This window comes from Acidobacteriota bacterium (genome assembly GCA_040752675.1).
Lineage (GTDB): Bacteria > Acidobacteriota > Polarisedimenticolia > JBFMGF01 > JBFMGF01 > JBFMGF01.
In genome coordinates this window covers 14,964-38,992 of the sequence record JBFMGF010000050.1, presented here as the reverse complement: position 1 = coordinate 38,992, position 24,029 = coordinate 14,964, and the positions used below count along the sequence as shown (strand labels likewise).

The following is a 24,029-nucleotide window of genomic DNA, read 5'->3' as shown; positions in this document are numbered from 1 at the left end:
CTCGAAGATTTTATCTTCTGTCATAACCAGGCTTTTCGAAACTTCTGTCGATTCCTAATATAAGCTGCCCGCAGAATATTTTCAATTCCTCAAAGGAATGAGGGAAATTGGATTTAGCTATTGCTACCTTTAACGAAAATGCTTGTCTATTGCCGCAGCTACGCTCTTTCCTGCGATTCTGGATAGCTCCTTCGAGGAAGCAGTCTTTATCCCTTCCACGCTACCAAACTCTTTTAGAAGCTTCTCGGCCGTCTTCTTTCCGATTCCTGGAATGATAGTCAATTCCGAAGTCAGAGTCCTCCTTGTTCTGAGCTTCCGGTGATAGGCAATGGCGAATCGATGCGCCTCGTCCCTGATCCTGCGGATAAGATTGAGAGCCCGTGAATTTGTTTCGAACAGTACTGGTCCTTCTCTTCCGGACAGATAAAGCTTTTCTTCTCCTTTTTCAAAGCCTGCAACAGCGACGCCTTCAATGCCAATCTCCGTTAGCGCCGAAACGGTGGAGGATAGCTGTCCTTTACCGCCATCTACCAGAATAAGATCGGGGAGTTTTCCTTTTTCTTCCATGGCTCTCCTGTATCTCCTTCCTACGACCTCCGCCATGGAAGCAAAATCATCGACTCCGGAAACCGTCTTTATCCTGAATCTCCTGTAATCTTTCCTTGATGGTCCTCCATCTTCGAAGACGACCATGGAGGCCACGCAGTCGGTTCCATGGATGTTCGAGACATCGAAGGCCTCGATCCGCCTCAACGGTTGCGAGATCTTGACCGCCTCCCTCAATTCCTCAAGTCCATCTTCCCGTCGGTTCATCTCCTTCCCGAACCGGATGTCAAAGAGAAGTCTGGCGTTTTTCTTCACCGTCTCGAGGAAGCTCTTCCTGGGGCCTCTCCGAGGAGTCAGGATTTTTACTCTCCTTCCTCTCATACTTGAAAGCATCTTTTCAACGAGTCCCATCTCGGGGAACGATTCCGGAGTATAGATGCTGTCTGGAATGTCCTGCCTGTCAGAATAGTACTGGAGGATGACGGTCTGGTAAAAAGGTTCCTGATCCAGATCGATCCCCTCAAAAGTGAATTCTCTCCTTGATTGAACGTGGCCGTTCCTCATGTTAAAAACCTGAAGTGCTATCTTATCCTTCTCCCCGTAATGGGCAAAATAATCCTGATCTTCGAGGCCAACGGATATGATGATCTGCTTCTCGGAAAGCCTCTTGATGGTGCCGATCGTATCTCTATAAAAAGCAGCCTCCTCAAACCGTTCCTCTCTCGCGGCCGCCATCATATTCGCCCTGAGGTTGGCAAGGAGCTCGCTGTTCTTCCCCTCCAGGAAGAGTCTCACCGCGTCAACGGCTTTCAGATAACTTTCCCTGTCTATCTTCTCATCGCAGGGAGCGAGACACTGATCAAGCTGATAGTACAGGCATGGTCTTCTCTTTCTAACGTCAAGGTTATAATTACAGACCGCCACCCTGAAGAATTTCGGAATCATCTTAAGGGTTCGTCTGGCCACTCTTGCCGGAAGATAAGGACCGAAGTAGAGGTTCCCATCCTTGCCAGCCTTTCGAACGAGGACGACTCTCGGATACTTCTCCTTGATCGTGAGCTTCAGATATGGAAAATTCTTGTCGTCTCTCAGGACGATGTTGTACTTCGGCTTTTCCTTCTTGATGAGGTTCCCCTCGAGTATCAATGCTTCCAGCTCTGATGCCGTTACGATGAACCTGACATCCTCGGCTTCTGAGAGCATCTGCTGCGTTTTAGGTGTACTATTTGTGGACTTCTGGAAGTATGACCGCGCCCTGTTCTTGAGCGATTTCGCCTTCCCTACATATATTGTTTGCCCTTCGCCGTTCAAGAACTGATAGACTCCAGGTGCGAATGGAATATCTTCTATCTTGTGAACAAGTTTTTCTTTCATCTCTTTTCATTATAGCAATGGCTTGATGCGTTATCCCCCTGTGTCCTCGGGGCATCTTCTGACACCCTATCTGCTATGAGAAGAGGATTTTCTTCTTGAGGTAGCGGATGCGGTCGCGAAGTTCTGCTGCTCTTTCGAATTCGAGAGCTTCGGCGCTGCGACTCATCTCTTTTTCTAGCCTTCTGATCTCCCTGTCGATTTCCTCAATCGTCTTGAATTCCTCGATCGTCTCCAACTGCTTCGGGACGGTCATATAGTCGGCATCGCAGATCTGCCAGACCGATTCATCTATCGCCTTGACGATGGTCTCAGGAGTGATCTTATGCTTCTTGTTGTAGCCTTGCTGGATCTCTCTCCTCCTCCGCATCTCCGCAATTGCCCTCCCCATCGACTGTGTCATGAGATCGGCATACATGATGACCTTTCCCCTCACATTTCTCGCGGCTCTTCCGGATGTCTGAATAAGGGAACCGGCAGACCTCAGGAACCCTTCCTTGTCCGCATCGAGGATGGCAACCAGGGAAACCTCCGGAAGGTCCAGCCCCTCTCTCAGAAGATTAACGCCGATCAAGACGTCGAACGTTCCCTTGCGCAGGTCTGTCAGTATCTTCACTCGTTCGAGCGTCTCGATGTCGGAGTGAAGATATTTCGCTTTCACACCAAGCTGCCTGTAATACTCCGTGAGATCCTCCGCCATCCTCTTTGTCAGCGTCGTCACGAGGACCCTGTCCCCTATCTTCGTTCTCTCCCTGATCTCCGCAAGCAGATCGTCTGCCTGGTTCATAACCGGTTTGACTTCCACCTGCGGATCTACGAGCCCGGTGGGCCTGATCACCTGCTCGGAGAACTCCCCTTCCGTCTTCGAAAGCTCGTATGGTCCCGGCGTGGCCGATACGAAAATGGTCCGTCCTCTCATCTCCTCGAACTCCTCGAACATGAGGGGTCTATTATCGAGGGCCGATGGGAGGCGAAAACCATACTCGACCAGAGTCTCTTTTCTTGATCTGTCTCCGCGGTACATCCCCTTTAACTGGGGAACGGTCTGATGGCTCTCATCGATAAAGATAAGGGCGTCATCCGGAAGATAGTCAATCAATGTGGGAGGCGGTTGCCCGGGAGACCTTCCCGTAAGATGCCGCGAGTAGTTCTCTATCCCGCTGCAATACCCGATCTCCTGGATCATCTCCAGGTCGAACAGCGTCCTCTGCTTCAGCCTCTGCGCCTCCAGAAGTTTTCTCTGCGCCTCGAGTTCGTGCAGTCTCTGTTCGAGCTCCTCTCTGATGCTGCGGATGGCATCCCGCAATTGTCCTTCCGGTGTCACATAATGAGAATTGGGATAGACGGGAACCCTTCTTGCCTTTTCCAGGACAATCCTCCTCAATGGATCCACCATCGCGATGGATTCGATCTTATCCCCGAAAAGCTCAACCCTTATCGACTTCTCCTCATAGCTCGGAAAGATTTCCAGGATGTCCCCTCTCGCACGGAACGTTCCTCTCAGAAGATCGGCATTCGTCCTTGTGTACTGGATCTCGACCAGTTTCTTGATCATCTCGTGCCTGTCCATTTCCTTTCCCTCTTCCAGGAGGAGGAGCATCCCGTGATAGGCTTCCGGCGATCCAAGTCCGTATATGCAGGAAACACTGGCAACGATCAGAACGTCTCTTCTCTCGAAGAGAGACCTCGTTGCCGAGTGCCGCATCCTGTCGATATCATCATTTATGGAGGAATCCTTTTCGATGTAGGTATCTGTCTGCGGAATGTAAGCCTCGGGCTGATAGTAATCATAGTAGCTGACGAAATATTCAACTGCATTATCCGGGAAGAAAGACCTGAACTCCTGGTAAAGCTGTGCCGCTAGGGTCTTGTTGTGTGCGATCACTATGGTAGGCCGCTTCACCTTTTCTATCACTTTTGCCATTGTGAATGTCTTTCCCGACCCTGTGACCCCGAGGAGAACCTGATCCCTCTTCCCTTCTTTGATCCCTCTCACAAGGGAATTGATTGCAGAAGGCTGGTCTCCCATCGGCTTGAACTTCGAATGAAGCTTGAATTCCTCCATGGTTCCTGAATCCCGCTCTTTATTCTATCTCAAAATCCAGAATGAGGCGTCTTTTCCAGCAATCCAATGCTCGCTTCTATTTGTGTTATACTCATAAAAAACGAGAGGGGAACGGAATTGCAGAAAGCGAGAAAGACGAGAAGAAGCATCCTTCTGGGTTTTGCGGCTCTTTCCATCGTCCTGGGGTTCGCTCTCGGAGAGTTTCTCATGAAGGACCTGCCGAGCGTACGGAATCTGGAAGACTATTCCCCTCCTATCATGACTCGTCTATTCAGCGACGATGGCCAGGAGATCTTCCGGTTCGGCCAGGAGAAAAGAATCCTCATCAATCAGAAGAGCCTACCCGAATTCCTGGTTAAAGCCATTGTCGCTACTGAGGATTCCCGGTTCTACAGGCACCAGGGGATAGATTTCATTGGTGTCGCGCGTGCCGCGCTTCAAAACCTCAAATCCATGCAGTATGTCCAGGGAGGAAGCACGCTGACGCAGCAGCTTGCGAGGAATCTCTTCCTCAAACCGGAGAAGACGCTCAAGCGGAAGATCCAGGAGGCAATTCTTGCGCTGCAGATCGAGCGAGTCTACACAAAGGAGGAGATCCTCCACTTCTACTGCAACCAGATCTACATGGGTCACGGTAGATACGGCATCGAAGCCGCATCTCTCTTCTATTTCGGAAAAGCGTCAAAAGATCTATCGAAAGCCGAGTCCGCAATGCTGGCAGGCGTGCTCCAGAGGCCCGAATCGAATTCTCCCCTGAAGAATCTAAAAAGGGCAGAAGCCAGGAAAAACCACGTTCTTGGACGAATGGTGAAGGAAGGTTTCCTGAAGAGCGACGAAGAAGAGGCGATCAGGAAAGAGAAGGTGAATGTCGTGGCGACCGCACACGGAGAGGCCAACGTCGCGCCATACTTCGTGGAAGAGATAAGGAGAGCGCTCCTGGAACGATTCGGAGAGGAGATGCTCTACAGGGCAGGAATGGACGTCTACACGACGCTTAACGTCAGGCTCCAGCAGTTTGCCAATGAGTCTGTCCGGAAGGGGCTCGATAACCTCAAAAAGAGACATCCGAACAAACCGCCCGCGGAGGCGGCTCTTGTCGCCATCGATCCATCCACGGGCGAGATAAAGGCCCTCGTTGGCGGTTCGGATTTCAACAAGAGTGAATTCGACAGAGCCGTTCAGGCAAAGAGGCAAGCAGGATCCGCTTTCAAGCCATTCATACTGGCCGCTGCGCTGGAGAACGGATTCTCCCCCTCTTTTAAGATCCTCGATGAACCTATCGTTCTCTACGATAGAAAGACGGAGAATCCATATCTTCCAGATAATTACACAAACGACTATTCCGGATTGCGAACGCTGAGAGAGGTCATCGAGCAGTCGATAAACATCCCGACTGTTAAGCTTCTCAACATGGTAGGTTACGACAGAGTGATCCGCCAGGCTAAAAAGATGGGGATCGAAGCCAGCCTTCAGCCTTACCCATCCATGGCTCTAGGCTCCTTTGAGGTAACCCTGCTCAATCTGACATCTGCCCTTTCGGCACTGCCCACCGGTGGAATACGGATGAATCCAATCTTCGTCCGTTACGTCACAGACAGAACGGGAACCATGAGAGAGGAGACAAAGGGGGAAGCTCACGAGTCGATCAGCGAGGAATCCGCCTTCCAGATGGTCTGGATAATGAAGGGTGTCGTCGAGAGCGGAACGGCTCAGAGAGCCCTGTCCCTGGGAAAACCTCTTGCAGGCAAAACAGGGACAACCAACGACTACACAGATGCCTGGTTCATTGGTTTCTCGCCCAACCTCATCTGTGGAGTCTGGGTCGGATACGACACTAAAAAGAGTCTTGGTCATGACGAGACCGGGACGAGGGCGGCGCTTCCCATCTGGATCAATTTCATGTCAAGCGCGCTTTCCGACAGAGAGCCATCCGATTTCAACGTCCCTCCCGGCATAGTTCTCGTCCCCGTGGACAAAAGAACAGGCTTCAAAGCCAGCGTCGAGACAGGCTGTGAAGAGGTCATTCTGGAAGCTTTCCGGAGGGGAAGCGAGCCTCTCGAATTTTGCTCTGCGGCAAGGCATTTCCAGGTTTCTCTCCCCTACCAGATCCTCCGCCTGCCGATGACCGACAAAAACGAGCTTATTCTTTCGCCTGCAGAGCTTTCCGATCTCCTCCATATGGACAGCAGACTGAGATTCGTCAAATCTAGCAAGAGGATTGAATTCGTTCTCGGGGACAAGACGGTTTCAATCCCGGTCATCTCTTCCAGCAAGGATAAATTGAATCCTGAAGAGGAATTTATGGAATCAAGAGATGGCTACTCATATGAGATAGACGGAAAGCGCTGGTATGGGAAGGATGGAAGGGTGACGACCGTCGTGCCGATCAATGAAGCCTCTCAATATCTTCCCTAAACAACTCATCTTAGGTGTTAGAAAGGGAAACCTGCAACCCTGCAAGATGAAAGGATGACAGTTCTAAAGAAATATCGGCGGGTGGCTGAGGCAAAGCGCCGTCATCCGCCCGCAGCGGTTATATACTTGCGAATCAGCAGCTCCTCCGCAAGGTTTCTTTCCTTCTGCGATAGAGATCCCCTCAGTAAAGAAACTCCAAACGTTTTCTGGAAGCTTTTCGCCAGCGTTTCGGCGAGCTCATCAAAGCTCACCTCTCTTTCCGCCGCTTCGCTTATCGTCACAAATTGAGATCCTGCTTGCTGAATCCCTTCCGATCTCAATGCCCCGGCAAGCAGCACTCTGTCCATATCGAGTAACAAAGAGCCGTGCTGAAGGAATGCTTTCTTCCTCCTTCTCTGAGCCGAACCGACAATCTTGAGTTGCCTGTAAGAGATTTCGTATCGAGATAGTCTGCTGAAACAGTGCTCCCTGGAGAATGGATCATAAGCTGGAATCCCCGCGTCGGCGATAATGGCATCAATGCCTAATACTCTAAGCCCCTCTATAATGGCTTCAGATATGATTATGTAATTTTCCGCTACGGAACTAGTGAAAGGATGATCGGAACAATCTGCCGTGATGCTATAAGTCAGTTCCCGATCATGGAGGACGGCTTTTCCACCGGTTGGCCTCCGCGTTACCTCTATCCCCATCCTCCTGCAGAACTCCGGATCGACCGATTCTTCAACCTTCTGGTTGTATCCGATTGAAATCGTTGGAGTCTTCCATTGATAGAATCTCAGCACCGGAAAACAGGATTCTCTTCCTCTCGAAGCACAGGTATCGAGAAGAGCTTCGTCGATGGCCATGTTCCTCGATCCATCGAGAGAAGGATCTATCAATAAGCGCCAAACCTTAAGATCTTTCTCTACGTTCACTTAGAGAAGATTCCCGAGATCGTGATATGGAAGGTTCTGAGATTCCGCGACTCCCCGGTGAGTCACTTTGCCGTCATATGTGTTGACGCCAAGCTTCAAGCCTTTATCCTTAACTACGGCTCTCTTGAAACCCATGTTCGCTATCATAAGAGCGTATGGAATGGTGACGTTTGTCAGAGCAAATGTCGATGTCCTTGGTACGGCTCCGGGCATGTTTGCCACACCGTAGTGCAGAACCCCATCTACGAAATAAACAGGGTCGCTATGCTTGGTCGGCCTGGTCGTTTCGATGCATCCTCCCTGATCCACGGCGACATCCACAATGACCGAGCCCTTCTTCATGGTGGAGATCATCTTTCTCGTGACGAGTTTTGGCGCAGAAGCACCATGGATGAGAACGGCTCCAATCAGGAGGTCTGCTTTCTTGACCGAATCTGAGATGTAATAGCTATTGGACATCAGGGTCGCGACTCTTCCTCCGAAGACATCATCAAGGTACCGCATTCTTTGCGCGGATAATTCCAGGATGGTTACCCTGGCTCCCAGTCCAAGCGCCATCTTTGCGGCGTTGATGCCGACCGTGCCACCGCCTATTATGACGACCTCTGCCGGCGGGACTCCCGGGACTCCACCGAGGAGAACCCCGATGCCTCCCCTGATCTTTTCCAGATAGTGCGCCCCTACCTGGACCGACATCCTTCCAGCCACTTCGCTCATCGGCGTGAGAAGGGGAAGCGAGCCATCCTCCGCTTCTATGGTCTCATATGCGATTCCTACGATCTTCCTATCGAGGAGGAATTTAGTCAGGTCAGGAACAGGTGCCAGATGCAGGTATGTGAAGAGTAGCTGATTTTCCTTGAACCGATGATATTCCTCATTGAGCGGTTCCTTAACCTTGATGATCAAATCACTCTTCTTAAAGAGGGCATCCGCGGATTCCTCGATCTCTGCTCCTGCCTGGACGTATTCCTCGTCCTCAATGGCGCTTCCAAGTCCGGCACCTCTCTGGACGATGACCTTGTGTCCCGCCTCTGTCAGAATCTTCACGCCAGCGGGGACGACGCTGACTCTGTACTCATTGTCCTTTATTTCCTTCGGTACTCCTATGATCATAGTTCACCTTTCCTGAATCGATTCGTTTTACGTTTATTCAATTTTCTTCACGTCATCAATCTGCGCTTTCTGGAGCTTGCCGCTGAAATCGATATAGATTGACTTCCACTCGCAGAATGTCTCGAGAACGACCGATCCTGCCTCCCTGTGTCCGTTTCCAGTCTGGTTGGTCCCGCCAAACGGAAGCTGGACCTCGGCGCCGATGGTTGGAGCATTGACGTAAAAGATGCCGGTGTAGAGGTCCCTCATGGCCGTGAAGGCTCCATTCACGTCCTGCGTGTAGATTGAGGAAGAAAGACCGTACACCGTGTCATTGGCGATATCGATCGCCTGCTCTAAGCTGTTGCAGGGGATTATTGAGACGACGGGACCGAAGATCTCCTCCTGGCCGATCCTCATTTTGGATTCGGCATCTCCGAATATGGTCGGCTCGAAGAAGAAACCTCTGTCATAATCCTTCCCTTTCAGGATATTCCCGCCGCAGAGCAGCTTTGCCCCCTCCTTCTTTCCGATTTCTACATATTCCATAACCTTCTCACGCTGGCCAGCGTTAATGCAGGGCCCCATTTCCGACGATTCATCCAGCCCGTTACCCACCTTAAGAGCCTTCGCCCTCTCGACGAGCATCCCTGTGAATCTTTTGTAGACTTTCTTGTGGACAATGAGGCGGCTGGAAGCCGTGCATCTCTGACCGGTAGTTCCAAAAGCGCCCCAGAGGCTTCCCTCTACGGCATTCTCAATGATAGCGTCATCCATGATGATGATGGCATTCTTTCCCCCCATCTCGAGCGAGCAGTGCCGGAAATCCTCCGCGCAGGCTCTGCTGACATTCCGGCCGACATCCGTGGAACCGGTGAACGAAACGAGCTTCACATCACCATGCTTCGTCAGTGGGGTTCCTACCTTGCTTCCAGATCCCGTGACAAAGTTAACGACTCCTCCGGGGATTCCCACATCCTCACACGTCTTGACAAGGTTGTAGGCGGACAGAGGCGTATCGGTTGCCGGTTTGATGACGACGGTGTTCCCGCAGACGAGGGCCGGGATCAATTTCCACGATGGGATGGCCATCGGAAAGTTCCAGGGCGTGATGAGGGCACATACACCGACAGGTATCCTTATGGACATTGCAAACTTGTTTGGCATCTCGGAAGGGACGGTCTGGCCGAACATCCTCCTTCCCTCTCCTGCAAGAAGGAAAGATGTATCAATCGCCTCCTGAACATCGCCTCTCGTCTCTTTCAGGATCTTTCCCATCTCTCTCGTCATCTCTCTTGCAAACTCTTCCTTCTTCCTGATGAGCGATTCGCCCAGCCTGAAGATGATCTCCGCTCTCCTCGGCGCCGGATAGAGCCTCCACTTTTTGAAGGCTTCCTTCGCAGCGGAGACAGCATCATTCACATCCTCGGGACCGGACTTTTGAAAGAGCCCTATCAGGTCATCCTGATTGGCAGGATTTCTGTTCTCGAAGAGCTCCCCCGTTCTGGATTTGACCCATTCCCCGTTGATGAAATTCAGATAAACTTTCTCTGGCATAACTTCTCCTATTAGCTGTATTTATCAACTCAGCCACCAATATCTGAAAGACTTCTAATTTCCTGATTAGTTTGACTTGAAATGTTAACAAATAGCTCCATTTGCTGTCAAGAATTACTGCGTTATTGATGTCACGCCTCAGTTTTGGTTGCAGGGGGAGGGAAAGATTCCAAAAAGGCAATGAAACTCGTCAGATAACTGTGGCGTTACTCATCAATTAACAAAGGGGTATCAGTATTGGAGCTTCTTGCAGAGGCGGGAAACGCCGATCTCAATCTTGGGGTCTTCGATCTCCCCCCGGGAACACATCTCCAGTATCTTCTTCGCGTCGATGACCTCAGTCCTCGAGTCCTGTTCGCTTACAGAGCCATCGCCAGATGCTTCCAGTTTCTCCTCAGGCCGAACGCTGATCGCCCTGAGATGGATCTTTTCCGATGATTGGCCGTGGGATGGATAAAAGCCTCCGCCAAGATCCTCGATATCCTCGACCTTCACGCGGAATCCAAGCTCCTCGAAGATTTCTTTACTCGCTCTTTCCGCCACAGACTGTTCATCCCTGTCCTCTTCCTCCAAGCTTCCCGCAATGGCTTCGTAAATGTAGAGGTTATCGGATGAGTCTGGGATAGCCAGGGGAAGGTTCTTCCTGAAATAGACGGCAGGCCTTATTCCTCTCTTCAAGAAGATGTTGAGTCTGCCTTCCTCATCGAAGAAATAGGGGATGATGGCCACGCTATCAATCCCTCTCCGGTGAACCATCTCGGTTTTATAACTCCTCGATGATGTGCCATCCTCATAGATATTCTTCAGGGTCATCTTCTCAAGGCGCAGGAACCCATCTTCATTGAATACATCTCTTCCGATTACTTCGATCCCCTTCACTCTTTTCTTCTTCTCGATACGATGCTTATCCATACCTTCATCTCTCTATTCCGTCTCTCTTTCCATCGTCACTCTACCCGCTCAAGATCTGGATTCTCGAGTCTCTGCCTGCCGACCTTGGCCATCTGGCACCATTTCCCATTGATCCTCACCATGACAACATCTGCTGTAAAGTCATTATTCTCTCCGCGCATCAAGTAGGACCCTACACCGTAAATGTCTACCGGAACCCGCAAACTTTCAAAGAGAGAGATCTTCTCGGGAGTAAAGCCGCCGCTTGCAACGATCTTTATGCTCCGGAAATATCTCTTTGCTTCCTCTTTCCACCCGGGCTTAATAGCGGGATCGGCATGAAGCTCATCGAGGGCACCTCTCATCTTGTTAATGAGGCGTGGATTCACCCCGAAGTCGAGAGCCGGGTTCCCTGATGGCTCAACGCTTACATCGCGAATATTGGAAGCCGTATCGGCCCTAACGCCGTAGAGGATGTATTTTTTCGCCTCCTCTCTCCTTCCCTCTTCCTTCAGAGTGATATACTTCTGGAACATCTTTATGGCCGTCTTTTTTGAATCGCCGACGTTGTCGTTGTTGGTATCAACCAGAGCGATCCTCTTCACGTCAGGGTGAAGCGCTTCGGAGAAAGCCATCATCGCCTCGCCCGTGTCTCCGAGGAAGCAGAGGATAAAGGCATGAGCAGTGGTTCCTCCCCCCTTCTCCCCCCACCAGTCACCCTGTGCAGCCGTGGAGATGAAAGGCTGCACCTTCTTCTTCTCCTCCATATTGTACCTCTCGATTGCAATCCGATACGCGTATCCGTCCCCCGCCTGGGCTTCATGGATGTCGAAGCGGGCTGGAAAGAAGAGAACCGGTTTCCCATTGGCCGCCTTGACTGTAGTATAGACATTGGTGGCGATTCTCGTTCTTCGTGCTATGGCGCCGAGAGTGGGAGTCTCAAGGATGGCAAAGTCCCTGTACCTTCCCCTGATCCTCATAGCGGGAAGCCAGGGAAGGAGCTTCGCTCCATCCTGAACGGCTTCAACTTCAAGGTCCTTGAAGGTATTGACGAATTCTCCATGCTCATCAAAATAGCCAGTGCACTCCTTCAGGATGGCTATTGCATTGTCAGTCCCTGCAACGATGGAAAAAGGCTCCCGCTTCGTGAAGTACTGCATTTCCACCTCGATATTTCCCGTATCGATGCGACTCAAATCGAAATCCCTTTCTCTCAGAATCTGGCTCTCTCCCCGGAATCGGTATTCCCGCCTGACGAGTTCGGAAAGGATCAGGACGATGTTGTTGAAATAGTGGTCGCTGTACCACCCCTTTCTCATCCTGCTCGCATCTATCCTGAAAATGGATGGATCAAGCCTTGTGCCATCCGATATGCTCATGCTTCCTTGCTCCTTAAACTATTTCAGCTCCAAGTACGGTTTGCATCTGCCTCAGTGCGAATTCTGCTGCTTCCTCATCGAAGGAGGCCACTCCTTTCCGGTGGACCTTCACCCTGTAATCCCTGTTTCTCAATCCTTCCACCGTGTAAAGCACACAGATGTTTGTGCAGACACCAACTACCTCAACTAGTTCCGGCTTGATCTCTTCAAGGATCTTATCGAGATCTGTTCCGTAAAATCCGCTGAACCTGGTCTTTGGAATGAGGATCTCCTTCCGTGCCAGATCCTTCAACTCATCGATGACACATGCCTCTTCGGTCCCCTTCAGGCAATGGGGAGGATAGACGGTAAATTCAGGATCACCAGGATTGTGGTTGTCGGCCAGAAAGATGACCGGATTCCCAGCATCGCTGTATTGCTGGACCATTTCCCTGACGAAGGGAATGATCCGTCTCGAATCATCCCCGCAATAGAGAAACGCTCCCGGTTTCAGAAATCCATTCAGCATATCCACGACGATGAGGACCTTTTTCATGGACATCTCCATCAGCGCAAAGATTTAAATAAAGAGCTTCTAAGTTGCGTGAATTAGGAAGAGGATTCTTTCATCATCTCCGAAAGTTTATCTGCCCTAGCTTCTGCATCCTTGAATGTGGGATCAGCATCCAGGATCTCCTGAAAGAGGTCATAGGCTTGTTTCAACTTGCCCTCTTTCTCATAGAGCCCGGCAAGCTCGTATTTCAACCACAGGGTCTTCTTCGTATTGGCCACTTGCATTATGCTTTCTTCTAAAGTCTTTCTAGCTTGATCCATCTCTCCCTTGCTCATCTGGCAGAGCGAGATCATGAGGCTTCCATCAACAAAATATCCTTCATCCTGACGGGCGTGCAAAAATTCGTTGATGGCCTCATCGTATAACTCCATCTCCTTGTAGGCAACCGCCAGATCGTAATGGGTTTTGAAATCATCCTCGCCAACATCCTGCTTTACTTTTTCCTTGAAAACCTTCAGGGTCTCATCAATTGTTGTGATTCTTTCGGCTTCTTCCGCCTCTTCCTCGATCTTGATCTCTATTTCATCGTCTGTTGCGGGCGCCATTTGAACCTCTTCTGCAATTCCTCCCCGCTGCTGGAATATATCGATGACCTTTCCTCCGCCCAGTGTTTCTATCCTTTCTAAAATGGCCTTTCGATCAGTGGACAGACCAAAAGCTTTACCCAGGATGGCGATGGCTTTAGCCGTCTTCCCGCCTCTCTCGTATAGCGCGGCTAGTTCAACCGCCCTTTTCGAAGCTTTTTCTTTTTCCCCTGCATCGCAAAGCGTGTGGATAAGTTCCTCCAGGACCTCTTCCTCTTCCGGGTATTTTTCGGAAAGCCTGTCCATGTAATTCACGGACTTCTCTTTCATCCCGTGTTTTCGATAGGCATTAGCGATTGCCATCTGCTCGTCGATGTATTCTTCCTTCTTGAGCGGACCGACAAGTTCCTCCCCTTTCAAAGTCTTTTCCGATATCAACTCCCGACCAGCTTCCCTGAAGACAGGAATGACGTGCGGCATTTTCTCAATCTCCGCTCTCGCCCACGATGCCTGGTCAGACATTCCCTGTTTTTGATAGGCTTTTTCGAGGCTCCTGTAGCAATGAGCCATCTCTTCCTTGTTATTGGTAAGCTTTGTGACCTCCAGCTGCTTCTCTAGCCCTCTGATATTCTCCGGTGCGTCTTTGAGAAACTCGCCCATGGCACGGGAAGCCTCTTGATACTTCCCTTCATGGATTAGGTCATCCGCAGCCTGATTGTAATACTCAAAGCTCTTATCTATCTCTCCTTCAAACTGAAGTAGCTTTCCCAGAGCCATCTTTATTAGATATGAAGAGGATGGATTTCCTTCCAGAGCCTTGTTCAGGATTTTCCTTGCATCCGAATAATTCTTCAATTCCATAAAGAGAGAGGCAAGGAGAGCCGCATTCTCTCCCGATGCAGGCATGCTGAGGTAAAGGTCCTCCGCAAATAGAATAGCTTCCTGTTTCATCCCCCTGGAGAATACCCTCTGAATGAACTTCCCGACCTCTGCAAGGCACGAGGAATCGAGGGATACGACCCTCCTGAAAAACTTGAGGGCTTCTTCCATGTTCCCGCTACTCTCCGAAGCCGAAGCGATGCCCAGAAACTCTTCCGCCGCTCTTTTTCTATCACCCATCTCCACAAGAAGACCGGCTATCTCTTCTCTTAACTTGAGATTTTCCGGCTCAAGCTGCTGAAGTTTCCCATAAGCCAATATGGCGTTTTTACAGTCTTTTTTGTCCATGTAGCCTTTTGCCGCGCTGAGATAGTTCCGTTTGGCTTCAATGGTCAGCTTCTTTCCCTGGTAGAGCTCCGCAAGCCGGAAGTAAGGCTCCGCATCTGAAGGTTTCAACTTTATGATCTTCTTCCACATGGCGGCTGCTTGCGGGTCAAAGCCTTTCCTCTCATATTCTTCAGCTACCTTTCTGAAGAAGAGTATGGATTCATCGATCTTATTGAACCTGGCGCAGAGATCTCCCAGGTAATTGATAGTGCTCGTATCCAGAGGTGTTGAACCAGAGAGTTTATGATAGAGAGTGCGGATTTCCTCGACATTTCCCCGTTTTAGGTGCTTCTCGGCTGATTTTATCAGCTTGTCTCTTTCTTCTTTTGTCATACATTTAAATTAATTCTTTCACTACAGTAAATCAAATGCAAAGATGTGAACTTCAATACCTGGTCTGACTGCGATAGATTTGTCTATGGTGAAACATTCATTTATGAAGAACAACACTATCATACATCGACGAGGACACCATGGAAGGTTGTGCGATGTATGCTGCTGGGGCCATGCAAAAATAGCGCTTTTTTGTGCTCTTCAGTGCCATATCCCTTGTTCCGCGAGAAATTGTATGCTGGGAATAAGGGATGGAGCTTTTCCATGAGTGAATCACGGTAGACTTTAGCAACGATGGAAGCGGCGGCGACGGAGTAGGAGACCCTGTCTCCTCCTATTATGCTCATCGAAGGGATTTCAAGACCGGGGATCTTCACGGCATCGATGAGGACTAAATCAGGCGATCTACCGAGGGAGACAATGGCTTTCCTCATGGCCGTGACAGTAGCGTTGAAAACGTTGATCCTATCGACCTGCTCTGCTCCTGTCACTCCGACGCCCCATGCAACGGAATCCCTCAGGATCTTCTTAAAGAGTCTCTTCCTGCTCAAAGGGGTGAGAAGCTTGGAATCCCGGATTCCTTCCCAGCTTTTCTCCCTATCAAGAATGACGGCAGCAGCGACCACCGGACCTGCAAGGCAACCCCTCCCGGCCTCATCGACACCACAGATGTGCAAAAAGCCATCTTTACTTGCATGATCTTCATAAAACCAGCAGGGTTCCATTTTTTGCGATCAGGATATCTTCTTTTCTTTGATCCTTGCCGATTTCCCCTTCTTCCCGCGCAGGTAATAGAGTTTGGCTCTGTTGACTGCTCCTTTCCGGGCCACCTCGATCTTCTCGATGATGTTGGAGTGAAGTGGAAAGATCCTCTCGACGCCGATTCCATCGGAGACCTTCCGTACGGTGAAGGTGCTCCTCAACCCTGCATTTCTCCTCCTGATGACAATTCCCTGAAAGACCTGTATTCTCTCCTTCTCTCCCTCGATTACCTTGACATGGACTTTAACATTGTCTCCCGGGGCAAAAGAGGCAATCTCTTTTTTTATCCTTCCTTCTTCAAAGCTTTTGATCATCTCCATCATTGTGAATCCTTTCCTTTCTCATTCTTTTCCATGAGGTCCGGCCTCTTCCTGATTGTTGCTTCCAGAGCTTTTTCTTTTCTCCATCTTTCGATCTCGGAATGATTTCCTGAAAGAAGGATATCGGGCACTTTCATTCCCCTGAAGTCGGCCGGTCTCGTGTACAGCGGGTAACCCAGCACCCTGGCTGAAAAGGAATCCTTCCTCGGCGATTCCGGGTCTCCCAAGACGCCGGGGATTAGCCTCGCCATGGCATCGATGACAATCATTGCAGCCAGCTCCCCACCGGTTATCACAAAATCACCGATTGAGAGCTCCTCATCTGCCAGATGCATTCTCACCCTTTCATCGACCCCTTCATATCTTCCACAGATCAGAATGATCCGTTCATAGCCGCTCAGTTCTTCCGCCTTTTCCTGGTCGAATCTTCTCCCCTGTGGGCAGAGCAAGATCACCTTTGTCTTCTCATCGGGATTTCTCACTTTGATTGCCTCCACCGCCTCGAAGATGGGTTCCGGCTTCAGGACCATTCCGCCACCGCCGCCGAACGGCGTGTCATCTACTTGTCGCTGAGTCCCCTTCGCATAATCGCGCAGGTTGTGAATCTCGATCGTGATCAACCCTCTCCCGATAGCCCTTCTGATTATGCTCTCTGTCAGAGGGCCCTGGAACATCTCAGGGAAGATTGTTATTACATGAAATTTCATTTAAATCCAGCAATCCTGCCGGAGGCCTGACTACGATGATTCTATTTTCGATCTCCACTCTAACACAGATCGATCTTGCGAACGGTATAAGGAATTCCTTTGCCCCTTTCTGAACAACGAGGAGATCCGTCCCTCTCGTCTCATCGATGGCGATGACCCTTCCGATCGCTTTTCCACTTTCAAGCACGACTCTCATGCCGACAAGGTCATCGATGTAATATTCATCTTCAGCAAGTGGCCCGAGTTCTGAAACTCTGACAAAAACATGCCATCCGATGATCTTTTCCGCCTCTTCCTTGGAATCGATGCCTGAAAATTTTGCTATGATTTGCCTCCTACGAAATCTTTCTCGCTCGAGGCAGATGGTTCTGATGCTGTCAGCTTCCTCTCCGGCCATGAGCTTGTGGAATTTCATCAGGTGTCCAACTCGCCCTGAGAAAAGTTTTATGGCGACGTCTCCCCTCAGCCCCCATGTTCGAACGACCTTTCCAATTGAGATCAGTCTCTCCAAAATGCGCCGACCCTACTCCAGAATCTCTAGAACGAATCTCTTCCTGAGCTTCATTCCGGCCGCTCCGAGGATAGTCCTGATGGAACGAGCAGTTCTTCCCTGTTTTCCGATCACTTTCCCAAGATCTTCCTGAGCAACCCTGAGTTCAAGGACAGTAGTTTGCTCTCCCTCGATCTCTCTCACGGAAACAGCGCTGGGATTGTCAACAAGCGATTTCGCAATTAGTTCTAACAACTCTTTCATGTCTGTCCCTCCTCTATAATAAGAACTGACCTTTGTGCCGTCTGCTATTGCGTCAGCTTCGCCTTTTCTAGAATGCTTCTGACCGTTTCAGATGGATGAGCTCCTTTCTTTATCCACTCATCAGCCTTTTCCAGATTTATAACGATCTCCGGAGGATCCGTTGTTGGATTGTAATGACCGATAATTTCGAGAAAACTTCCCCGAGGCGTTTTTCTCGAATCGGAAACGACAAAGCGATAGAAGGGTTTCTTGTTAGTTCCTATCCTTCTCAGTCTTATCTTCAGCACCTCTACACCTCCCAAATATAAAATCTTAATTATAAGTATAATTTGCGATTAATACAAATTCTATATTTTTCTAAAGGAATTTACCTGTTCTTCTTAAAAACATGTCATTTCCCGATGAATGGCAGCCCCAGCCTTTTGATCCCCTTCCATCCTCCTGCTTCCTTAATCTGCCTCATCATCTTCTTCACCTGGGCAAACTGTTTCAGCAGCCTGTTGATCTCCTGCACGGATCGTCCGGAACCTCTGGCAATCCTCCTCTTCCGGCTTCCATCAATGATTTTGAAGTTCTCTCTTTCAGTGCTGTTCATGGAATTGATGATGGCTATCGTGCGATCGATCTCCTTATCATCCAGGCTAACGCCTTTAAGAGAGCCCAATCCAGGGATCATGCCGAGGAGAGATTCGATAGAGCCCATCTTCTTCACCTTCAGGAGGTGCAGCCTGAAATCTTCAAGAGAGAACTCTTCTCTCCTTAGTTTCTTCTGTAACTCGATGACCTCCTTTGCCTCGATCACCTGCTCCGCTTTCTCTATAAGCGAGAGGATGTCTCCCATCCCGATGATGCGGGATGCCATTCTCTCCGGGTGGAATTTCTCCAGCGCATCCACCTTCTCACCGATGCCGATAAATTTAATGGGCACGCCAGTTATGAACTTGATGGAGAGCGCGGCGCCTCCTCTGGCATCACCGTCAAGCTTTGTCAGGATAACACCATTCAAATGAAGCCTCCTGTTGAATTCTGCAGCACTTTTGACGGCATCCTGCCCTGTCATTGCGTCTGCTACATAGAGGATCTCCGTTGGATTCAGGATTCCCTTCAAGCGTTCAAGTTCTTCCATCAGGGTTTCATCGATATGAAGCCGACCGGCTGTATCAACGATCAGGCAGTCGTATCCGGTCTGCCTGGCCTCCTTCAGAGCCTCCCGGCAAATTTCATCCGGAGTCTTTCCTGCCGAATTAGCAAAGAAGGAGAGACCGGCATCCCTCGAGATCTTGACGAGTTGATCGATGGCGGCAGGACGATACGTGTCCGCTGGCACTATGAAGGGAAACTTTCTGCTCTCCTTGAGCATTCGGCCGATCTTTGCAGCCGTCGTCGTCTTGCCTGATCCCTGGAGACCGACGAGCATGAAGACAGACGGGGGAACAGAATGGAATTTCAGCACACGATCTTCCCTTCCCAGGATCTCTTCAAGCTCATCCCGAACGATCTTGACGAACTGCTGACCCGGCGTGAGACTTCTCATCACATCTTCCCCAAGAGCCCTTGCCTTGACGTCATCCAGAATCTTCTTCACGACGTTGAAGTGGACATCGGCCTCGAGGAGCGCAAGCTTCATCTCTCTCAAAGCCTGCGAGATATTCGATTCCGTAATCCTGGCATCCCCCTTGATAACGCGGAAGATGGACTGAAATTTTTCGCTTATCGACTCAAACAATTCCTGCCTCCCTCCTGCACCTGCATCTAACAAGCATCAAATATCTATTAATTCAGGCATTCTGCCTGACATCGTATTCGCATGCGATTCGGATTTCTTCCAATAAATTTTTTATTATAGAAGACGTCCGCAATATGTCAACATGAGGCTGGAATTGCCGGAGCTTTGCCGTAATGGATCAGACTGAAGAAAGGAGGTGTCCAAGCTTCTCTTTTTTGGTTTTTAGATACTTGATATTCTGAGCGTTCGGTTGTATCTCGAGAGGTACCCTCTCAACGATCTCGAGTCCATAACCCCTCAGGGCTACAAATTTGCCTGGATTGTTCGTCAGGATCCTTATCTTTTTCAAGCCAAGACTGTTCAGTATCTGTGCCCCTATTCCATAATCTCTATGATCCGCCTTGAACCCCAGATGCTCATTTGCCTCCACCGTGTCTATCCCGGTATCCTGCAGTTCGTAGGCTTTTAACTTATTGATCAATCCTATCCCCCTCCCCTCTTGCCTCAGATAGACGATGACCCCTTTCCCCTCCCCTGAAATAATCTCCATCGCCTTCTGAAGTTGCTGTCCGCAATCGCATCTCAAAGAACCGAAGACGTCCCCGGTCAGGCATTCGGAATGGACGCGCACGAGCACTTCGTCCTTCGGTCCGATATCGCCGAGAACCATGGCAATATGTGTTTGGTTCTCGATGTCGTTGCTGAAGGCGATGAATTTGAAGTTGCCATAAGTGGTCGGGATCATCGGCTGGGCGATCCGATGGACGAGGCTTTCCGTTCTCATCCTGTATCTTATGAGATCGGCGATCGTAATCATCCTGAGGTCATGCCTCTTTGCGAAGATCGCGAGGTCAGGCACCCTTGCCATAGTCCCATCCTCATTCATGATCTCACAAATGACTCCAGCCGGATAGAGGCCGGCTAGTCTCGCCATGTCAACGGCAGCTTCCGTCTGACCCGCCCTCTTCAGGACCCCTCCCCTTCTTGCTCTCAGGGGGAACATATGCCCCGGGCGAGCCAGGTCGGAGGGCTTGGTGCTAGGGTTGATGGCTGCAAGAACGGTAGCTGCACGATCATGGGCTGATATGCCTGTGGTCACCATCTTCTTCGCTTCGATTGAGACACAAAAGGCTGTCCCGAACTTTGCCGTATTCTCATCGACCATCAGGGGGATCTGAAGCTCATAGAGCCTCTCCTCAGTCATCGGGAGACATATCAGCCCCCTGCCGTACTTCGCCATGAAATTGATGGCTTCCGGAGTAACCTTCTCTGCGGCAATGGTCAGATCGCCTTCGTTCTCTCTATCCTCGTCGTCCACGACTATCACCATCTTACCTTCAGCGATGTCTTTGATGGCTTCTTCGATTGTCGAAAACGGGAACGAGGAACTCTGTCTTTCTCTTCCTGTCATCTATTCCTGGCCTCCTGAAGTTTCTTGATATACTTTCCAATGATGTCCGTTTCTATGTTGACGCGTGCTCCCGTACGGAGAGATTGGAGGTTAGTGTTCCTCAAGGTATGAGGAATCAGCGTCAGCTCGAACCATCCTCTTCCCATTCTGGAAACGGTCAGGCTCACCCCGTTTATGGAAATGGAGCCTTTATCGACGATATAGCCCATCAATGAGCTGGGGCATGAGATCCTGAGGATCATATCATCACCGGATTTCGTCATACTCCTCACCTTGCCAGTTGAATCAACATGTCCCTGAACGATGTGTCCTCCAAACCGATCGGCAGGTCTCATGGCCAGTTCCAAGTTGACCTTCTCTCCTTCCCTCAGGTCGGGTAGGTTCGTTCTGGTCATAGTTTCCCGGCTCACATGAGCCTCGAGGAAGGGAACATCCCACTTCTCAACTGTGAGGCATGCCCCGTTAACATTGATTGAATCACCTGTCCTCATGTCTCCTTCCTTGAAGGAAGAGTTTATCCTCAGTCTTACATGATTTCCTGATCTGAATATTCTATCAATTGTCCCCACATCTTGCACAAGGCCAGTAAACATATTCTCTCCTTGCTATCTGTACACGGGATACCCTCTGAGCATCAGGTCTCCATCGATTGGCAGCGTATCGATGTTATCGATTTGGATAGATTGGCTCAATCCCCTTTGAAGAAGATCTCCTATGGCGACTATTGAATTCTTTTCGCCTATAATGGAGGGAGCGATGAAGAAATAGACCTTATCGACGAATCTCCCCTTGAAGGCGGAAGCCAGGGTCTGGCTTCCTCCTTCAATCAGGACAGATGATACACCCCTTCCGCCCAGATTCAGCAAGACATCGCTTAAACGGCATTTTCCATCCTCCTCGCCTACTGTGACGATGCTGGCACCCGCCGCTTCGAGCTTATCCCTGGCTTTCATATCCCCTTTTTCTGTCGTATAGATCCATATCTCCCCCTGGTCCAGGCTCTCGAACATTCGGGAATTCAGAGGAGTCCTGAGAAATGAGTCCAGGACAACCCTTACGACCTTCTTTTTTCTATCGGCTGAACCTCTAACGGTCAGCAGGGGATCATCTAACAGAAGCGTGTTTATCCCAACCATAATGGCATCGACACAGAACCTGATCCTGTTGTGGATATACTCTCTCGTTCCCGGCGAAGAGATCCACTTCGATTCCCCTCCCGAAGAGGCAATCTTTCCATCCAGACTCATAGCAGCCTTGGCGATCACAAATGGATGGCCCGTTCTCACGAACTTAACGAAGACCTCGTTGAGCCTTTCCGCTTCCTTCCTGAGCAATCCTTCCTCGACGAAGATCCCCGAGCTTCGAAGTTGATTGAAGCCCCTGCCATTGACCATCGGATTTGGGTCCTGCATGGAGCAGACGACTTTTCGTATCCCGGCTTTGATAATCCTGTCGCAGCAGGGAGGAGTCTTCCCATAATGACAGCAAGGTTCGAGGTTCAGGTATAGCGTGGCATCTCTCGCTGCCTCGCCAGCCTCATCGAGCGCTGCTATCTCAGCATGTTTCTCGCCTGCCCTCCAATGAAACCCCTTCCCGGCCACTCGCCCATCTTTCACTACGATGGCGCCAACGATAGGATTGGGACTGGTTTCACCCTCTCCCCTTCTTGCGAGAGAAAAAACCATCATGAGATATTCTTCATCGGAATGCATATGACTTCAAATCCAGGATCTGTTCTCGCCTAACAGTCCCTCGGCATATTCTTCCGGCGAGAAATCTACGAGGTCATCCATTGTCTCACCGACGCCCACATATTTGATCGGTATCCCCATCTCGCTTCGTATGGCAAGGGCGATCCCTCCTTTGGCTGTTCCGTCAAGCTTTGTGAGAACGGTTCCCGTCACTCCGGTGAATTTTAAAAACTCTTTTGCCTGCGAGAGCCCGTTCTGTCCGGTCGTCGCGTCGATGACGAGGAGAACCTCATGCGGGGCGCCCGGTATCTCTCTTGCAGTTACCTTGACGATCTTTTCCAGTTCTTTCATCAGATTGCTCTTGGTATGCAATCTTCCCGCCGTATCAATTATTAGATAATCGTAATTGCGGCTTTTTGCCGCTCGAATGGAATCGAAAACGACGGCTGCCGGATCTGCGCCGTCCGCCTGGACGATGATCTCTGAACCTATTCTCTCGGAAAGAATCCGCAGTTGTTCGGCCGCCGCAGCCCGGAAGGTATCAGCAGCAGAGAGCAGGACTCTCTTTCCATCCTTGAGATACCTGAAGGCAAGCTTTCCTGCCGTAGTCGTCTTCCCCCCTCCATTGACACCAACGATAAGGGTGACGAACGGTATGGCATCTTCCAGCGTTATGGAGGGTCGATCCTGAGAAAGAAGGGTCACAATTCTCTCCTTAAGGATGACGAGAGCTTCTCCTTTTTCCAGCGATCTTCTCTGCTTTATCTTGTCGCGAAGAGCGCCGACGAGTTCTCCTGCGACCCTGATTCCAACATCCGCTTCGATCAGGATCTCTTCTACTCTCTCGAGAAAATTTTCATCCAGGGCAGCCATATCTCTCTCGACTCCCCTGATCTTTTCGTAGAGACTGCTCCTTGTCTTCGAAAGACCATTTATCAATCTTGAGAAAGAATCGAAAAGTCTCACGCGATGAACCACCTTTCCTATTTCAGCGTATCAAGGATCTCCTTGGATTTGATGGCGGAGGGCGTCCCTGGAGCCAGATCTATGACCCTTCGAAAATGCACTTGAGCCTCTTCCTTGTTTCCATCCTTCATGCATGTCATTGCAAAGAGGAAATGGAAGTCGAAATCCTGTTTATAGGCAGCTTCCGCCACTCTGTATTCAAAGAGAGCCTCCTTGTAGTTTCCAATTCTATCCAGTAGTTTCGCAAGCTGATAATGTCCGCGATAGAATTTAGGGCTCTTTTCCACCGCCCTTCGAAGGTCTTCGATGGCTTCCTTGATGTTCCCCTCCCTCTCATAGAGCTGACTTCTGTTGAAGTATACGCTTTCCGGCGTCCGATAGAACCTGTCCCTAAGGGCGATCTCGAAATGTCTGAAGGCATCCTCCCTTTTTCCCATCTGATCATAGAGAACTCCCAGATAGTTGTGGACCTCTGTAAGATAGGGATCAGCCTTGAGCGCTTGAAGGTAGGCTTCCTCTGCCTCGCTGTAGTTTCCCGCAGAGAAGTTGATGATCCCCAGCCACTGAGAATATTCCGGATTCTTCGGCTCTATGCTCATGGCCATCTTTACTTCGGCGATTGCTTCCTGGATCCTCCCCTGCTGGAAGTAGATTTTTCCCAGATTGCAGTGATGCGATGCAGCTTTTCTTTCCTTACTCCTCTGTGATTGACAGCAAATCAGGCTGAACAACAGAAGAACCAAAACGGATATCCATACAAACGGACAGGATTTTTTTTTCATT

At 50.1% G+C, this 24,029-nt stretch carries 22 protein-coding genes; 1 reads left to right on the top strand and 21 read right to left on the bottom strand.

Annotated features, from left to right (window positions below):
* Positions 1 to 129: 129 nt before the first annotated feature.
* Together uvrC and uvrB are read right to left on the bottom strand one after the other, a co-directional pair.
* A complete protein-coding gene (gene uvrC / locus AB1756_04945; protein MEW5806678.1) occupies positions 130 to 1,920 on the bottom strand; it encodes an excinuclease ABC subunit UvrC in 1,791 nt (596 codons plus the stop codon).
* 73 nt (positions 1,921 to 1,993) lie between these two features.
* Positions 1,994 to 3,982 carry an excinuclease ABC subunit UvrB gene (gene uvrB / locus AB1756_04940; GenBank protein ID MEW5806677.1) on the bottom strand — a complete coding sequence of 663 codons (1,989 nt, stop codon included), beginning with the start codon at positions 3,980 to 3,982 and terminating at the stop codon, positions 1,994 to 1,996.
* Positions 3,983 to 4,099: 117 nt separating this feature from the next.
* Here uvrB and AB1756_04935 point away from each other — a divergent pair, with 117 nt between their 5' ends.
* Positions 4,100 to 6,397, top strand: coding sequence for a PBP1A family penicillin-binding protein (locus AB1756_04935; GenBank protein ID MEW5806676.1), 2,298 nt, complete (start codon positions 4,100 to 4,102; stop codon positions 6,395 to 6,397).
* 101 nt (positions 6,398 to 6,498) lie between these two features.
* Here the strand turns inward: AB1756_04935 and AB1756_04930 are convergent, their stop codons facing one another.
* The 19 genes from AB1756_04930 to AB1756_04840 all read right to left on the bottom strand — a co-directional run bounded on the left by AB1756_04930 (position 6,499) and on the right by AB1756_04840 (position 24,028).
* The gene (locus tag AB1756_04930; GenBank protein MEW5806675.1) at positions 6,499 to 7,278 is read right to left on the bottom strand and encodes a biotin/lipoate A/B protein ligase family protein; all 780 of its coding nucleotides are present in this window, start codon (positions 7,276 to 7,278) and stop codon (positions 6,499 to 6,501) included.
* A gap of 36 nt (positions 7,279 to 7,314) precedes the next feature.
* On the bottom strand, positions 7,315 to 8,427 hold the full coding sequence (ald, locus tag AB1756_04925) for an alanine dehydrogenase (GenBank protein ID MEW5806674.1): 1,113 nt from the start codon (positions 8,425 to 8,427) through the stop codon (positions 7,315 to 7,317).
* A 33-nt stretch (positions 8,428 to 8,460) separates the two neighbouring features.
* On the bottom strand, positions 8,461 to 9,963 hold the full coding sequence (locus AB1756_04920; protein MEW5806673.1) for an aldehyde dehydrogenase family protein: 1,503 nt from the start codon (positions 9,961 to 9,963) through the stop codon (positions 8,461 to 8,463).
* A 231-nt stretch (positions 9,964 to 10,194) separates the two neighbouring features.
* A complete protein-coding gene (locus AB1756_04915; protein ID MEW5806672.1) occupies positions 10,195 to 10,875 on the bottom strand; it encodes a hypothetical protein in 681 nt (226 codons plus the stop codon).
* Between the two features lie 35 nt (positions 10,876 to 10,910).
* Entirely contained in the window at positions 10,911 to 12,233 is a 1,323-nt protein-coding gene (locus AB1756_04910) for a nicotinate phosphoribosyltransferase (GenBank protein ID MEW5806671.1), read from the bottom strand.
* 13 nt (positions 12,234 to 12,246) lie between these two features.
* On the bottom strand, positions 12,247 to 12,768 hold the full coding sequence (locus AB1756_04905; protein MEW5806670.1) for an isochorismatase family cysteine hydrolase: 522 nt from the start codon (positions 12,766 to 12,768) through the stop codon (positions 12,247 to 12,249).
* A 53-nt stretch (positions 12,769 to 12,821) separates the two neighbouring features.
* Entirely contained in the window at positions 12,822 to 14,909 is a 2,088-nt protein-coding gene (locus tag AB1756_04900) for a tetratricopeptide repeat protein (protein MEW5806669.1), read from the bottom strand.
* A gap of 119 nt (positions 14,910 to 15,028) precedes the next feature.
* Positions 15,029 to 15,586, bottom strand: a complete 558-nt coding sequence (locus AB1756_04895) for a ribonuclease HII (protein MEW5806668.1) — start codon at positions 15,584 to 15,586, stop codon at positions 15,029 to 15,031.
* A gap of 57 nt (positions 15,587 to 15,643) precedes the next feature.
* Complete coding sequence (gene rplS / locus AB1756_04890; protein MEW5806667.1) at positions 15,644 to 15,994, bottom strand: 50S ribosomal protein L19; 351 nt, start codon at positions 15,992 to 15,994, stop codon at positions 15,644 to 15,646.
* Positions 15,991 to 16,698 (bottom strand): tRNA (guanosine(37)-N1)-methyltransferase TrmD, encoded by a 708-nt coding sequence (gene trmD / locus AB1756_04885; protein MEW5806666.1) that lies wholly within the window; start codon positions 16,696 to 16,698, stop codon positions 15,991 to 15,993. Before trmD ends, rplS begins: the two co-directional genes overlap by 4 nt.
* A complete protein-coding gene (rimM, locus tag AB1756_04880) occupies positions 16,667 to 17,209 on the bottom strand; it encodes a ribosome maturation factor RimM (GenBank protein MEW5806665.1) in 543 nt (180 codons plus the stop codon). Before rimM ends, trmD begins: the two co-directional genes overlap by 32 nt.
* 12 nt (positions 17,210 to 17,221) lie before the next feature.
* Positions 17,222 to 17,452 (bottom strand): KH domain-containing protein, encoded by a 231-nt coding sequence (locus AB1756_04875; protein ID MEW5806664.1) that lies wholly within the window; start codon positions 17,450 to 17,452, stop codon positions 17,222 to 17,224.
* Between the two features lie 44 nt (positions 17,453 to 17,496).
* A complete protein-coding gene (gene rpsP, locus AB1756_04870; GenBank protein MEW5806663.1) occupies positions 17,497 to 17,739 on the bottom strand; it encodes a 30S ribosomal protein S16 in 243 nt (80 codons plus the stop codon).
* 104 nt (positions 17,740 to 17,843) lie between these two features.
* On the bottom strand, positions 17,844 to 19,178 hold the full coding sequence (ffh, locus tag AB1756_04865; protein MEW5806662.1) for a signal recognition particle protein: 1,335 nt from the start codon (positions 19,176 to 19,178) through the stop codon (positions 17,844 to 17,846).
* A 178-nt stretch (positions 19,179 to 19,356) separates the two neighbouring features.
* Positions 19,357 to 20,589 carry a bifunctional 3,4-dihydroxy-2-butanone-4-phosphate synthase/GTP cyclohydrolase II gene (locus AB1756_04860; protein MEW5806661.1) on the bottom strand — a complete coding sequence of 411 codons (1,233 nt, stop codon included), beginning with the start codon at positions 20,587 to 20,589 and terminating at the stop codon, positions 19,357 to 19,359.
* Complete coding sequence (locus AB1756_04855; protein MEW5806660.1) at positions 20,586 to 21,182, bottom strand: riboflavin synthase; 597 nt, start codon at positions 21,180 to 21,182, stop codon at positions 20,586 to 20,588. The genes AB1756_04860 and AB1756_04855 overlap by 4 nt, the downstream gene beginning before the upstream one ends.
* A gap of 12 nt (positions 21,183 to 21,194) precedes the next feature.
* Entirely contained in the window at positions 21,195 to 22,301 is a 1,107-nt protein-coding gene (gene ribD / locus AB1756_04850; GenBank protein MEW5806659.1) for a bifunctional diaminohydroxyphosphoribosylaminopyrimidine deaminase/5-amino-6-(5-phosphoribosylamino)uracil reductase RibD, read from the bottom strand.
* Between the two features lie 6 nt (positions 22,302 to 22,307).
* Complete coding sequence (gene ftsY / locus AB1756_04845) at positions 22,308 to 23,258, bottom strand: signal recognition particle-docking protein FtsY (GenBank protein ID MEW5806658.1); 951 nt, start codon at positions 23,256 to 23,258, stop codon at positions 22,308 to 22,310.
* A 5-nt stretch (positions 23,259 to 23,263) separates the two neighbouring features.
* Entirely contained in the window at positions 23,264 to 24,028 is a 765-nt protein-coding gene (locus AB1756_04840) for a tetratricopeptide repeat protein (protein ID MEW5806657.1), read from the bottom strand.
* Between the last annotated feature and the right edge of the window lies 1 nt (position 24,029).